Raw genomic sequence first — 13711 nt, forward strand, 5'->3', positions numbered from 1 at the left:
TAGGCGCCGAGACCTTCGTGGACCTCCAGGCGGACCGGCTGGAGGACACCGAGCCGGCCGACGTCGTGTTCGACGTGATCGGCGGCGAGATCCTCGACCGCTCGGCCGCCCTCGTACGCCCCGGCGGCACCCTCGTCACCATCGCCGCGCCGCCCACGGGCACGCCCGTGAACGGGCGCGCCGTCTTCTTCGTCGTCGAGCCCGACCGGGCCCGCCTGGCCGACCTCGCGCAGCGCCTCAGGGACGGCCGGCTCAGGCCGATCGTCGGCGAGGTCCACCCGCTCGCCGAGGGCCCCGCGGCCTTCGCGCCCGGCCGCCGCGGTATCGGCAGGACGATCATCCGCGTCGTCCCGGTGGACGCCGTGGAAGCGAGCGCGCGGTGAGGCCCGGCCCCCTCGTCCTGCCGGACGGCTCCGCGCCGACCGCCGCCCTGGAGGTGGCGACCGCCCACCACTCCGCCGCCATGCTCAACCACTCGCTGCGCGCCTACGTGTGGGCGGCCGCCCTGGGTGAGGCGGAGGGCGTCGCCTTCGACGCCGAGCTCCTCTACGTGGCCGCGCTCTTCCACGACCTGGGGCTCGTGCCGGTCTTCGACAGCCACACCGTCGCCTTCGAGGAGGCCGGCGGCCACGTGGCCGCCGTCTTCGCCGCCGGCCCCGGGTGGACGGCCGGGCGCCGCGCACGCCTGTCGGAGGTGATCGTCCGCCACATGTGGCCGCATGTCGAGGTGTCCGCGGACCCCGAGGGGCACCTGCTGTCCCGGGCCACCGCAACCGAGATCGTCGGCAAGGAGGCGGACGCCCTCCCGGCGGACTTCCGCGCCGAGGTCCTGGAACGCTACCCGCGGCTGGACCTCGCCGAGCGGTTCCTGGCGTGCTTCCAGGCCCAGGCCGCACGCAAGCCCGGCTCCCCCGCGGGCCGGGCGGTGCGTTCGGACCTGGCCGGCCGGATGGCCGGCAACCCGCTGGACGCCCCCGCCTGAGACGTCAGCGCGGCCGGGAGCCCCCTTCCCGGTCATCGTGCCCGCCCGGGATGCCGCCGGCGCGGCCGGGTGGTGCGTGTCTTCCTGCAGCCGGACTTCACCGCGAAGGACTGTCGGAAAACGACGAGGCCCGCGAGCAGGGCCAGCCGCTGCCGTACCGGGCGGCCGGGACGACCAGCGTGCGCGACGACCGGGACGACGGAACCACCGACACCTGGGACCTGAGCCTGACCGGCTGCCCGATCCAGCCCACCCCACCGTTCCTTTCCACATCACCGACGGGTCCGGCCTGCGCAGCCTGGAGCACGACCTGCTGCCGCCGCGCAGCCGCACGTACTGGATCTCCCGCAACGACGGCATCGAGCTGCCCGCGCCGACGTTCACCCCGCCCGCGACCTGGTGGCGGCGGCTGCTCGGCAGGTGAGGATGCGAGCGCCCCGGCCTCCCGCAGGGGGGCCGTGGCCGTGGTGCCCAGCAGGCCGTACAGCAACCGTAGCGAGGGGCGGGGCCGCAGTCGCGTCATCTGCGTTGTTGCAAGACCATCGCACCTGGTCACAGCCTGTTTTTCGCTAGTGGCTGCAACGGACTTCAGCTGACACGGTGGTCCCATGGACGCCCACGACCACCCCCGCCATGACGCGCACGACCACGGCCACGTGCACGAGGCTGGTTGGTGGTCCCGGGCCCGGCACGAGGTCGCGCACCTGGTGCGGCCGCACAGCCATGAGGCGAGGGACAAGGTCGACCCGGTCGTGGAGACCTCGCGCGAGGGGATGCGCACCCTCTGGCTGTCGCTGGGCATCCTGGGTGCCACCGCGATCGTCCAGGCAGTGATCGTGGCCGTGTCGGGGTCGGTGGCGCTGTTGGGCGACACCATCCACAACGCCGCCGACGCACTGACCGCCCTTCCCCTTGGCGTTGCGTTCGTGCTGGGACGGAGGGCGGCGAACCGCCGGTACACCTACGGCTACGGCCGCGCCGAAGACCTGGCCGGGATCGCCATCGTGCTCACGATCGCCGCGTCCTCGGCACTGGCCGCGTACGAAGCGGTCGACCGGCTGCTGAACCCGCGTGACATCACCCACCTGTGGGCGGTCGCCGTCGCGGCCGCGGTCGGCTTCGCCGGCAACGAGTCGGTGGCCCGCTACCGCATCGCAACCGGCCGCCGGATCGGGTCCGCCGCTCTGGTCGCCGACGGCCTGCACGCCCGCACCGACGGCTTCACCTCCCTGGCCGTGCTGCTCGGCGCCGGCGGCGCCGCGATCGGCTGGCGGTGGGCCGACCCGGTCGTCGGCCTGCTCATCACCGCGGCGATCCTGCTGGTGCTGCGCGACGCGGCCCGCGAGGTCTACCGGCGGCTGATGGACGCCGTAGACCCCGGCCTGGTCGACACCGCCGAAGCCGCCCTACGCGACGTCGGGGGCGTCCTGGACGTCGGGCAGGTCCGCATGCGCTGGATCGGCCACACGCTCCGCGCCGAAGCCGAGATCGTCGTCGACCCGCACCTGACCGTCGTCGCCGCCCACCAGCGTGCGGTGGCCGCCGAACACGCCCTCATCCACGCCGTTCCCCGCCTGACCGCCGCCACCGTCCACACCGACCACCTCCCGCACGGCAACGACCCCCACGCCCCGCTCGCTCACCACCAGGACGCACCTCTGCCGGCCGGCGAGCACAGCCGCGACGCCGCTCCTCATCGAGGCGGCCTCAGTCGGCAGCGCGGGCCAGCGCCGGACGCTCGTCCCGCAGCCTTTCCAGGGTGACGGCGACGTCGCCGCAGTCGTCGGGGTCGGCCAGGAGACCGGTGATGAAGCGCAGGAGGCTGCGGGCAGGCCGCTGCATCCAGTGGCGGCGGAGTCGCGCTGCCAGTCCCGCAGCGCGGACAGCAGCACATCCCCGACGCGATCCAGGACGAACGAGTCGGCGGTCGGGTCTTCGTCAGGCCGGCGGCCCGAACGTGTCCGTAAGACGAGCGATCACGACGACAGCGCCCTGCCCGCTCACGGCACACCCGCCGGTGCCGGTGCGCGGGCAGTTCCACGAGGGCCCGGAGGCTGCGGAGCGGGCGGAGTTCCCCCGGCCGGTGCCCAAGAGTTCCGGTTCCCGTCCCGGCCGGCGTAGGGCTCCACAGCGGCCGTAGCCGCCCGTCTGGGCATCTCCCGCCGCACCTGCAGCGGTAGCCGCGGGCAAACTCCTCAGGCCGCAGAAGGCCCTCCAGGCGACGCTGGCCTCCAGCAGCGGGAGCCTGCGGATCACCACACGCGCCCACTTCGGGTTCCGGGCCACGCTCGGCTCCACGGACCACCCGCGCCCGCGGCTCATCACGCAGGCCGTCTCGCCGGAACACGCGGGCGGCATCCTCGCCGCCCGTGAGCGAGGCGCGACCGACGTGGAGTTCATAGATTTCAGCTTCTGAGCGACCGCCCGGTGAAGCCGGCATACCTGGCTCACTGAGCCGAAGCAAGATAGTTGTCACATAGGCAGGCCTCTTGTCACCTGCGGGGCCTACTGCTGATGGGCGGCTGGTCGCGCGTGAGTGAGTACGCTCCATCGATCCAGTTCGTCCGAGTGGCTGCCGACTGCAGTTGCCTGGCCGACCTCTTCGGCTTCTGTCGGTGTCGGCTCACCATGACGGGTGATCAACTTCAGCGGCCAGGTCGGAGTGCCCGCCTGCTCGCCGTCGAACGGGTGCCAGTTCCAGGCCGCATCAAACCGCCAGGCGCGCCCGTTCCGGTCGGCAACCTCATCACCCAGTTCGAGGAAGGCGTACGGACGGAAGAACAGCTCGATGCGTATGGGTTCGCCGCCGGCCGGATCGATCGTGTAGCCCTGGTCCTCGAAGGAAGAGTCGTGGGTCTCACCCTGCTGCAGGACCTCGAGGTACGACGCGGGCCGGGGCAGCATGCCAGTGACCAGGGGCGGATCGAAGCGGTGAACCGCCTGGACGTGCACCACGGTCGCGGGGATTCCCACCAGGCAGGCATCGCCCGGCTTCAGTGTGCTCTCCGCCGGTTCCGTTCGGAAGATCTCCCACTCGCGGGCCGTGGGCGTTGGAAGCGCCCTCTGGCCGTTCCACCTGATGCTCTCGGCCTGCGGGTCCACTTCCAGCCACGGCCACCGCACGGACACGTGGTAGCGGGTGACCCCGGTGACGGCGGTCTCAGTGAACGGGCACTCCAGCAACAGCACGTCACCGGGCCTGTAGTCGTGACTCATGAACGCATTGTGCATGCCGTCACTGACGGTGGTCGATCGCCCAGGGTGCGAAGTCGGGCTCGCCTTCGGCGACACGGGTTCAGATGTAGGCGCTGACGGCCAGGCACCGGCGGTCGTCGTCGACGATGTCGGCGGCCGGTGCGAGCATGTTGACCAGCCGCCCGGACCGCGCCTCGGGGGCCGCTTCCCGTAGGGCGGTGCGCAGTACGTGCGCGTCCCAGCGGCTGCGTGCGAGGCCTTCGGCGAGTTCCCGCTCGGTCGGTTCCGGTACCCAGGTGCCGGCGCGGTAGAACCGTGGCGAGGTCCGCACATTGTGCCGCACCTGCCCGCACCGGCCGCTGAGGCGCTCAGTCCAGTTGGGTCTTGCACATGGCTGCGGCTCGGGAGCGAAGAAAGGGTGCTGGTAAGAACGCTGTCACCAGCCGTGAACGGGTGGTACGCCCGCAGCGGCGTGGACGCAGTCGCTCGGCAGGGGCGCGATCCCGCCGCACGTCGCCGGACGTGACACCGCTCGTTTGGGCACTCGCCGGAGTGCACGAACGGAGATCAGCGGTGTGGGCGTGCGCGGGAGCTCACATGCAGTCGACGCAGGTCATGTGGGCGGCCGCGTCAGGTGACCTGGTGTGCGTCGAGGAAGGAGAACGTCCGTGAGCCGCCGTTGGACTTGCTGTTGAGACGGATGAAGATCTCCGCTGCCGCGGCGGGTCCCGTCGGGGTCATCCCGGCGATGTCGTTGGTGGTCTCGGTGGTGACCTCCACGCCGTCGCGGACCAGGCGGAAACCGTGGCTGGGCATGAGGTCGGTGGACCAGCGGACGGTCACCTCCTCGGTGCCGAAGGTCGGATCGGAGGAGAGGAACACGCTCAGGTCGGCGTCGATGTCCGGGCTCGGGGCCATGGTGAGCGGATTGGCACTGTGGATGCCGAGCGACACCTCGCTGTCAGCCGGCGTGTGGACGACGGACTCGGTGGCCGTGGCCGACTCGCTGTCCTCGATCCACCTCGTGTCCAGCGCCCGCACGTCGAAGTACCGGATGACCACGTCCCGGTGCGAGGCGCCGAAGTTCGGCAGCGCGATCTTCGTGACGTTCGAGATCCTCTCGCCGTCCCAGTCGAACTCGATCACCTGGACGACGCGGTGGGACCCGGCGTAGCCGGTGTGATCGTCGCCCCGGTAGTGGGACAGGTAGCCGGTCGGCTGAGCGCCGGGCGGCAGCGAGTCGAGCATCCTCTGCTCGAGCGCGCGCGGTGACGACCCGAGGATCGTGGTGACCCCGAGGACCGACTCCGGGTCCACGACACGGGCCTGAGGGATCCACGCCTTCGCCTCGATCCGGTAGTGGACCGGCTCGCGGGGCGCCGGGGCGCCCCCGGCGGCGTCCGACTGCGGCTCGTCCGGGACCCGTTGGGCGGTGGCGGCCGCTTCCCCCGCCGCGTCGCGCCCGGCGGGCAGGCGCTCGGCGGCGGCCTTCCCGGCCTCGCCCCTGCGCTCGGCGGGGAAGGGCGCGGTCCGCCCGTCGCGAAGCAACGAGGTGACGGCGGCGTTGCCGGCCGTGCACTGCAGCGACAGCAGCCGGGCGGCGGCGGAGCCGTCCCGGCCGGACCCCGGCCGGGACGACGGGGGAACGTGAAGGGCCTCGGCCTGTGCGTACTTGTGCATCATCGGCTCCAACCGCCGTCGTGGGATGCAAGCTGCGTACTGGGCGTCTCCCGCTGCCATTCTCACCCGGTGGGGGCTGCGCCGCCACGATCGCGCGGTGTCACTGCTGATGGTGAAGGTCGACCTGAACACCGAGTCGGCTGAGTGCGCCGCTGGCAAGCTCGCCGCCTACGGAGCGCGGTGCAGGCGAATTGCTCGCCCACTACGCCGTCCGGGCACCAGGACCCCGGACTGTCACCGGCCCCACTCAGGAAGTGCCTGTCGCCGGCACGGAACCGCTGCTTGCAGCGGTGCGGGCCGTCCGAAGAACCCAAAAGCTAAAGCGGACAGCAGTGTGCTGGTGCGGTTGGTCACGGCCCCATCTTCGACCAGGTTGCGTCCTGGGAAGTGGTGTAGCCCGCCGGACGGACCGGCGGTATCGGGAGAGGGACTGGCCAGCGGGTGCACGGAGCTTTCCTTCCACCGTTCTGGGACGGCGCCGCGCTGTGCTTCTTCGCGCCCGCGCCCGCGCCCGCGCCCGTCGGCGTGGCCGGCGTCCGGGTGCGGCAGTATGTCCGCGCCGTGTTCCCCGCCGTGAGCACCCTGCCGTGCGCCCCACTGCCCCTGCTGCTGAGCTGCCGGGCGCCGGTAAGAACCGTCGGACCTGGTGGGTTGGAGCCAGGACCGGCTCCCCGCCCCGCAATGACCCACTGAGCGGATCTGCGTCAGCGACGCGACCGGCCGGGAGTTCCCCGGTGTGATTGCCGCTTCGACGCGGTTCCTGCCGGGACCCCTTCCGGGACCGCTGCCTGGGCTCCTACCGGCCTACCCGGCGCCGGTCAGGGTGTTTTTGGAGGTCAGGCCGTAATTAGTGATGTTGCCGGGAGCCTCGACATCCCCTCTTGCCCTCCACCTCCTGCTGCACCCGATGAAAAGGAGACGGGTGCGGGCTGGTTGGTGGCAGGCGCGAGGGGCTGACGGGTGGTACGGATGCCTCCGGCGGCCCTGGCGGGGCGCATGCCGCCGCTGGTGCGTCGGCCGGGAAGGAGAGCGGGGCGCTGCCAGCTCACCACCAGGCGGGCGCTGGCGCTGCTTTGACGGTGGCACGGGGGAGACTGGACCGTCTGATCGCCGCGAGTGGGGAGGCAGGCGTGAGCCACACGCAGGAGCAGCAGCCGGAACAGACCGAGAAGCCGAAGCGGCGGCGGGTGCTGTACCCGTACGGGTCGGCGTCGGCGGAGCGGGACGACGCGATCACGGTGCTCGGTGCACTGAAGATCGCCACGGCCACGCAGATCATGCGGCTCGTCCGCCCGCACCTGAGCGACAACAAGTCGATCCGCAACGCCCTGCTGGATCTGGCCAAGCACGACCTGGTGGTGTCCGAGGACAACACCGCAGGTCCCCGCGGGCGGATCGGCGCCCCGGACCGGACGGGCACTGCCGCGCAGAAGCTGTGGCGGCTGACGCCGGCCGGACGGGAGTACGCCGACCAGATCATGGTCGAGGGCGTCGACGGCGGACTTGCGCGCGGGGTCGCCCGGGGCGGCGCGAAGCACGCGATGGCCGTCAACGAGACCGTCATCGCCTTCGTCCGCGGCGGCACCCTCCCGGGCGCCGCGCCCGGCATCTGCGGCGTCCGGTCGTTCCACCGAGACCCACCTGCCGATCGCGTCGGGCAGCAAGGCGGCGGTCCGCGTCGACGCCGTGCTGCGCGCACCGGCCGCCGGCGTGCCGGTGCTGATGCTCGAGGTCGACCGGGGCACCCGGCGTCATGGACCTGGTCAGGGAGCACTGGCAATACGGTTCGCCGACGACAACCCCGGATACGGCTGCGTGCCGCTGCTGGTGGCCATGTTGGACGACCTGACCGCACACGGCCCCCAAGGCCCGGTTGGCACCGCGCCGGCCACACACCGCTGCGCGGCCTCGTACAGGCACTGGAGGCGACACCCGAGGTTGAATCCCATCCCGTGTCAGCAACTCCCGCGCAGCTGGCCACGCCACACTGGCAGTACTCCTGTCCGGCCGCTGCCTCATCCGCCCGGTGGCCCGGGCCAGCGCGGCGGGCACAGCCCCGCTCCGCATACAGGCACAGGCAGGTCCGTTCGTCTCGTGCGGTATTGGGGAACCGGGGCCGTGCTCGGAGGCTCTGGGTTACGGCGACCTGGCAGTCGTGGGGGTGGCTGCTCTCAGCCCGAGTCCGGGCGCTTCTCGCTCAGCGAGGGGTCAGTCGGGCAGGCCGATGAGCACGGATTCGAACGGCGTGAAGTCGCCGTCCCCGGGCGGCACGAGGTGAACCGGGCGGCCCTGGCAGCCAGGGTCTGTGTAGAGCAGCACAGGGGCGTCGGTGTCGTTGGCCACGAAGTGCCGAGGTGCAGGAGGCCCGCCGACGTCCAGGCAGCCGTCGGCCGGGTCCTGGTACGTGGTGGCGTCGATGGTGAGGATTCCCTGCGCGGCCTGCGCGGAGGCGGGAACCGCGATGGACAGGACGACTGCCGCAGCGGCCGCACCCAGCACCGTGGTGATATGACGAAGGCTCATGACCGGATTCAAACTGGCATCCAGAAAGCGGCAGGGGGTCCCACGCTCACGGATCACCCTCCCGAGGGAGGCGTCATCCGCCGCATCGCCTAACCGGCGCCGATTGGGCGATGCTGAGCCGACTGGACCCGGGCGAGACGATCAACTACACCTACACGGCGATGTACCACTTCTGCATCACCGGCCTGTAATAGGTGCGTGCCGTGTCTGGCCCCCGGCCGGGGGCCAGACACGGCACGCAGCCCCCCGGCTGCCGCCCTACCAGCGCATGCCGAGTGCGTCGAGTTCCGCCCTCCGCTTTGAGGCGGCCTTCGCGGCCGTGGAACTGCCGTACGGCCGCCATGTTCGCTGCCCATTTGTCGGCCTGTGTTCGGGGCGTCTGCGGCCGCTCGTCTGGACGTGCGGGGGTGAGGTGGAGCATGTGCTCGAGGCCACCCGAGATGTGGCGCGGCCCCCTCAGAGGCCGCTGTACGGGAGTGTGGTCGCCTGGTGACAGCAGCGCGGGCCGGGTTTGGTCAGACCGCGCCGGCGAGGCAGCCACAGCCGCTCACAAGGGCCGCGCACGGGTCCCCAACGGAATGCCCGGGTGCGATCTCTCGGGTTTGTGGCAGTGGTGTGGGCCCGCCTGCTGTCATGAGGTGACCAGCTGGCGCCATTGTCCGACCAGGGCCGGTTCGGTGGGCTGTCACAGAGGCGCCTACTCACATATCCCAAGGGCCCCGGCCCTCCCCGGTCGAGATCCGCGAGGTCACAACTCCACAGGGCCTATGGCCACTTCTGGTGTTTCGTACCCCCGGCGCCCTGCGTACGCTGTGCCCGTGCGGCTCGTGCCGAATGCAGCGTGGCCGCACCGGAACGGTTCTCCAACGACGGGGGTAGCAATGAAGTTCGCATTGGGGCGCCGAGCCGCCTCGCTAGCAGCCGTGGCTGCACTGACCGTAACGGGCATGAGCCTGGCGTCGGGCACCGCGTTCGCGGAGGACTACTTCCAGCTGGAGGGGCCTCACTCGGTCGGCATCTACAACAGCCCCAACACTTGGAACGGCAAGGTCGCCAACGCCCCGGACTTCGCTCCGGGTGGTTACCTTGGAGCCGTGTGCTGGACGGTTGGGCAGAGTATCGACGGCTTGGGCGACACCTGGTACCAGGTCTACGCCGAGCTCCCCGCCGGGAGCAATGTCTGGCAGTACTGGTCTGGCTACGTGTTCGCGGGGTACGCGGACGGCAACGCCCACTCGGTCAACCGCGATCCGGGCATTCCCCCGTGCTGATGGGCTGACAGAGCCACGCGCGGCCTGCGCCGCCCCTTCAGGTGCACAGCGCGGGCACACCCCTGGAGCTCTCCCGTACCGGGACCGGTATTGCCAGGGACCATCGGGCTGGTAATCCGGGGCCCACACCACAGGGGCCGTGTCCGGATCCCGGCGGGGTCCGGACACGGCCCTTCGCCGGTGCTGCTGCTACCAGCGCATGCCGAGCGCGTCGAGTTCTGCGCGCGGCTCCGCCGCCAGCTTGTCGGCCCGCCTGCGGGTGTTGTCGAGGAACATGCCGAGCTTGTGCTCGATCCCGTTGACGGTCTCGATGTGTTTGCGGGGTACCTGGAGGTTTCCCTGGCGGGCGTGGTACTGCCGGGCGGCCGCGAGGTTCGCCGCCCACTTGTCGGCCTGTGTACGGGGCGCTGGCGGCCTCTCGTCAGGTTCTGCCGGGGTGAGGTGGAGCATGTGTTCGAGCATCCACCGCTGTGCGGGGAGCAGTTGGCCCCAGTCCAGGCGCTGCGCCTGGACCCACGCTCCGAGGTCTTCGCCCTGGAGGGTGGTCTGCCCGGGTGCGGTGGGCACGGGTGCGCCGACGGTGATCAGCGTGCAGCACAGGCGGTAGCAGCGTTGCCAGGCCACGTCCCAGGCGGGGCACCAGGAGGGGTCGATGTTCTCCAGTGCGTCGCGCCGCTCTTCGGTCAGCGCGCCGGCGGCGGAGCCGATCGGCAGCCCGGCCTCGCGCCGGGCCTCGAGCTCCGCCAGCTTCCGGCCCGCGGTCCTCAGATTCTTGGCCCATACACCAACGGGGTACCCGTTCCAGGTGGCTGTGGTCGGCGGGAGGAGGTGCCCGTGCTCGGCCGCCCACCCGGCCGCTGCTGACAGTCCCTCCTGGAAAGCGACGTCCCAGTGCGACCAGATCATCTGCAAGTTTTCGAGTTCCCGGGCGCGTGCGGGCTTCATCTGGCCCGCCTTGTAGAACCTCCTCTGGTCGGCGATCCACGTTCCAAGAGGAAATTCGGAGGGCTGCCAGTTCTCCGGTGTGGTGAAGGCATAGGGGACTTTCAGATCCCCGTTCTCTTTCACGTACCGGGTCGCGGCCTGGATTCCCTGACGCCAGTATGTGTTTTCCGGCTGGAGAATCCGAAGTTTCATGAACTGCGCCAGGACGGCGGGGTCGCGCGGGGTGGAGAAGGACAGCAGGCTCTGCGCGGGGGCCGACGTTCCGCGCTCCTCACCCCGACCCGCCGCGTCACGCTCCGCCGCCGACGGCTTCCGGTGCCGGGTGGTGGCCTGCTGCTCCGCCAGAGCCTCCACGGTGTCCGCGTCATGACTACGGAGTGCGGCCAAGATCCGGGCCAGCCCGTTGTACCCCTTGGACGTTAGCATGGCGTCGGGGTCCTCATCCTTGCCCAGGAAAACCGGTACTACGAGGCTCGCCACCTTGCCCTCTCCGGGTTTAATCCGGAGCGCCCGGCCGACGATCTGGAGGATGTCGACCGCCGATCCGCGTACGTCCCCGAAGAACACAGAGTCACAACCTGGCGTGTCCACGCCTTCCCCAAGGACTCGAACGCTGCTGAGCAGCCGCAGCCGCATCGGGACCAGGTCGCCGTCGACGCGCTCACCGACCGGGTCCGCGAACGTGGCCAGCGTCGCCCGACGCCGCTTCGGGCTGTGCTCACCGCACAACCATTCAGACCACACCCGATCCGGCTCCGGATACGTCTCGGGGTCGTCCTCCCACAGCCGTTGGGCGACGGCCGGCACCCCGGCCGCCATCACCTCGGCCTCGCTGGTCCGGTAGTGGAAGCTGAGCATCCTGCGAAGTCCCCGCTCCGCAGAGGTCTTCACCGCGGCCGTCTGCAGCGCCGCGAGACGGCTGCCACGCACGTTGTCCGACCTGGCCTCGATTCCCAGCAGTGCGGCCGCCTGGAGCTCTGGGTCAGTGACGTCGACACACACCACCTGCCACGCCGCGACCAGCCCGAGGTTGCGGGCCTGCGAGAGCGTCAGCTTGTACGCCACGCTGCCGAACAGCCCGTCCGGGTCGTCCTCCATCGAAGCGACCAGCACTGGCGCGCCGCTGCCGCCTTCCTCGGTCTCCGGGGCCTCCCACACGCGCGGCGTCGCGGTCATGTAGAGCCTGCGGTCGGCCGGAATCTTCGTGTTGTCGTGGATCGCGGCCCACGGCTTCGAGCCCCGCCCACTGACCCGGTGGGCTTCGTCCACCACCACCAGCGACCAGCTGGCCAACCCCGCCTCGTGCGCCCGCTGGAGCGTCCCCAGACCCACGCTGGCGTACGTGGCGAACACCGTCACGGTCTCCAGGCCCTGGGTCCACGCCACCAGCTCGTCCACGTCCGTCGTGCACGCCGCCAGCCCCGGCCCCTCATCCGCCCGCAGTGAGCAGATCCCGTAGAACGGCCCCGTACGCCCGCCGGCCCGCCACGCGGCCGCCATCTGCGTCAGCAGATCCAAAGTCGGCACGAGCACCAGCACCCGACCCGCCCGCAGCTTCCGCGCGGTCAACACCGCCATGAACGTCTTGCCCGAACCGGTCGCCGCGATGACCTGCGTCCGCAGACCCTGCGCCGGCATCTCCTGACCCGGAATCAATTCGAGTTTTCGCACTGCCGCATCAGACGCCTCAACCTGATGAGGGAACGGGTCAAAACTTGCGCCCTCGCTTGCCGCCTCAGTCACCAGCTTCATAGTTCGTCAACCCCCGAGCCAAAATAGGATCATCCAAGAATGGAAAGCTCTTCGCCGCTCGAGCGCCATATTCGAGACAGCCCATTCCCTGGTTCGCCAATCACAAGGCCGTCAGGAGAGTGTTCCACGCTGCCGAGCAGGCCACCCGGGCCATTTGGCCACTCAATGATGAGGTGATCGCCAGACTCAACGACATACTCTGCCCCTGAAGGCTCGAAAGTCACTGTGATTGGAATTTTGGATGCCTCAACCATGAAGCGCATGATGCCACCATTCGGGACGATGTGTAGTCCAGTGCGGGTGTGCTCCGGCGGTGGTGTCTGAGTCCAAAGCCTAGCGCACGCGCCAACTTGACGCACAACCCCGATCGGCCCATGACCGGAACTCCGGAACCGACCGCCGGGTGAACCTCGGTGCCCTCGACCAACTGGAGTACCTTTGTCCGCGTGGCTGATGCGCCCGACTACGGCAAGTCCATGCCCTGCTCCAGGACCAGGTGGCGCGGTACGAGAAGGCCCTAACGGAGATCCGTACGACGCACGCCGGTAGGCCTGCGCTCGAGGTGATGACGACCCTCCTTGCTGCTGGCGAACGACATGGGGTGCGCATCGCCAACGAGGTCGCCAAAGATGCGGCGAACGTATTGCTGACGGAACGTTCTAGACACTCGGAGCCGCCCACCTGTACCCGCCCTCTTCCTAGTCGGCCTGCTTGTTGCCCGCCCCGTACGGGCCGCACCTGACGCGACTGCCCCGACCGCTGACCCGGTGGGCTCATCCACCACCAGCGACCAGCTCGCCAGGCCGGCCTCGTGCGCCCGCTGGAGCATCCCCAGACCCACGCTGGGGTACGTGGCGAACACGGTGACAGTCTCCAGCCCCATGGCCGCGGTAGTGTCCTGCCGACCTGACCACCACGGTCGGACTAGCCCAGAAGGGATCTGCTCATGGGATTCGCGCAGAAGTGGGGGCGCAAGCGCATGACCAAGGGCGCGATCGCCGCGCGAGAACGAGGCGAGAACACCTACGTCCACACGCTGGCTTCGCCTCTCGAGGAGATACGGAGCAGATACATCGCCGTGATCGAATCCGAGGGCTGGAAGCTGACCGGCGTCAAAGAGAACCCTGCAACCCCCAAGGAACGCTGGACATTGACATTCCGACGCTCGGCCGGCGCAGGCATCGACCCCACGCAGCCACAGGCTGACACCGCCTCCTCCTAGCCAGCCTGCTTGTTGCCCGCCCCGTACGGGCCGCGCCGAACGACTTTCCCGCACCGGTTTGCTGGGCGCAGCGCGCACCGCCAGGACCCGAGCGGAGCGAGCTACTCCGGAACACTGCGGAAGGGGGACACGGTGCTGGAC

The 13711-nt window shown here is 70.2% G+C and carries 12 protein-coding genes; 6 read left to right on the forward strand and 6 right to left on the reverse strand.

What is annotated here, in order from left to right:
* The 3 genes from JT723_RS34385 to JT723_RS34395 form a co-directional block, all read left to right on the forward strand.
* Positions 1-383, forward strand: a 383-nt coding sequence (locus JT723_RS34385) for a zinc-binding dehydrogenase (protein WP_205048834.1), incomplete at its 5' end; no start/stop codon positions are given.
* Entirely contained in the window at positions 380-982 is a 603-nt protein-coding gene (locus tag JT723_RS34390) for an HD domain-containing protein (RefSeq protein WP_251512690.1), read from the forward strand. The genes JT723_RS34385 and JT723_RS34390, both read left to right, overlap by 4 nt.
* A 608-nt stretch (positions 983-1590) precedes the next feature.
* A complete protein-coding gene (locus tag JT723_RS34395; RefSeq protein ID WP_205048835.1) occupies positions 1591-2745 on the forward strand; it encodes a cation diffusion facilitator family transporter in 1155 nt (384 codons plus the stop codon).
* A gap of 742 nt (positions 2746-3487) precedes the next feature.
* Here the strand turns inward: JT723_RS34395 and JT723_RS34400 are convergent.
* The 3 genes from JT723_RS34400 to JT723_RS34410 all read right to left on the reverse strand — a co-directional run bounded on the left by JT723_RS34400 (position 3488) and on the right by JT723_RS34410 (position 5857).
* Entirely contained in the window at positions 3488-4198 is a 711-nt protein-coding gene (locus JT723_RS34400) for a hypothetical protein (protein WP_205048836.1), read from the reverse strand.
* A 79-nt stretch (positions 4199-4277) separates the two neighbouring features.
* Complete coding sequence (locus tag JT723_RS34405; RefSeq protein WP_205048837.1) at positions 4278-4508, reverse strand: hypothetical protein; 231 nt, start codon at positions 4506-4508, stop codon at positions 4278-4280.
* A gap of 299 nt (positions 4509-4807) precedes the next feature.
* Positions 4808-5857: a hypothetical protein gene (locus tag JT723_RS34410; protein ID WP_205048838.1), complete on the reverse strand. Its 1050-nt coding sequence runs from the start codon at positions 5855-5857 to the stop codon at positions 4808-4810.
* A gap of 1238 nt (positions 5858-7095) precedes the next feature.
* On the opposite strand from JT723_RS34410, the gene JT723_RS36535 reads away from it, so the two are divergent.
* A complete protein-coding gene (locus JT723_RS36535) occupies positions 7096-8085 on the forward strand; it encodes a replication-relaxation family protein (RefSeq protein WP_372441416.1) in 990 nt (329 codons plus the stop codon).
* Here JT723_RS36535 and JT723_RS34415 read toward each other — a convergent pair.
* Positions 8066-8380, reverse strand: a complete 315-nt coding sequence (locus tag JT723_RS34415; protein WP_205048839.1) for a hypothetical protein — start codon at positions 8378-8380, stop codon at positions 8066-8068. The genes JT723_RS36535 and JT723_RS34415 overlap by 20 nt on opposite strands.
* Positions 8381-9327: 947 nt before the next feature.
* Between JT723_RS34415 and JT723_RS34420 the strand changes: the two genes are divergently transcribed.
* Positions 9328-9651, forward strand: a complete 324-nt coding sequence (locus JT723_RS34420) for a hypothetical protein (RefSeq protein ID WP_205048840.1) — start codon at positions 9328-9330, stop codon at positions 9649-9651.
* Between the two features lie 189 nt (positions 9652-9840).
* Here the strand turns inward: JT723_RS34420 and JT723_RS34425 are convergent, their stop codons facing one another.
* Entirely contained in the window at positions 9841-12348 is a 2508-nt protein-coding gene (locus JT723_RS34425) for a DEAD/DEAH box helicase (RefSeq protein ID WP_205048841.1), read from the reverse strand.
* A 29-nt stretch (positions 12349-12377) separates the two neighbouring features.
* A complete protein-coding gene (locus tag JT723_RS34430; RefSeq protein ID WP_205048842.1) occupies positions 12378-12611 on the reverse strand; it encodes a hypothetical protein in 234 nt (77 codons plus the stop codon).
* Between the two features lie 683 nt (positions 12612-13294).
* Between JT723_RS34430 and JT723_RS34435 the strand changes: the two genes are divergently transcribed.
* Positions 13295-13570 carry a hypothetical protein gene (locus tag JT723_RS34435; protein WP_205048843.1) on the forward strand — a complete coding sequence of 92 codons (276 nt, stop codon included), beginning with the start codon at positions 13295-13297 and terminating at the stop codon, positions 13568-13570.
* Positions 13571-13711 lie beyond the last annotated feature (141 nt).

Source organism: Actinacidiphila bryophytorum, from assembly GCF_016916835.1.
GTDB classification, from domain to species: domain Bacteria; phylum Actinomycetota; class Actinomycetes; order Streptomycetales; family Streptomycetaceae; genus Actinacidiphila; species Actinacidiphila bryophytorum.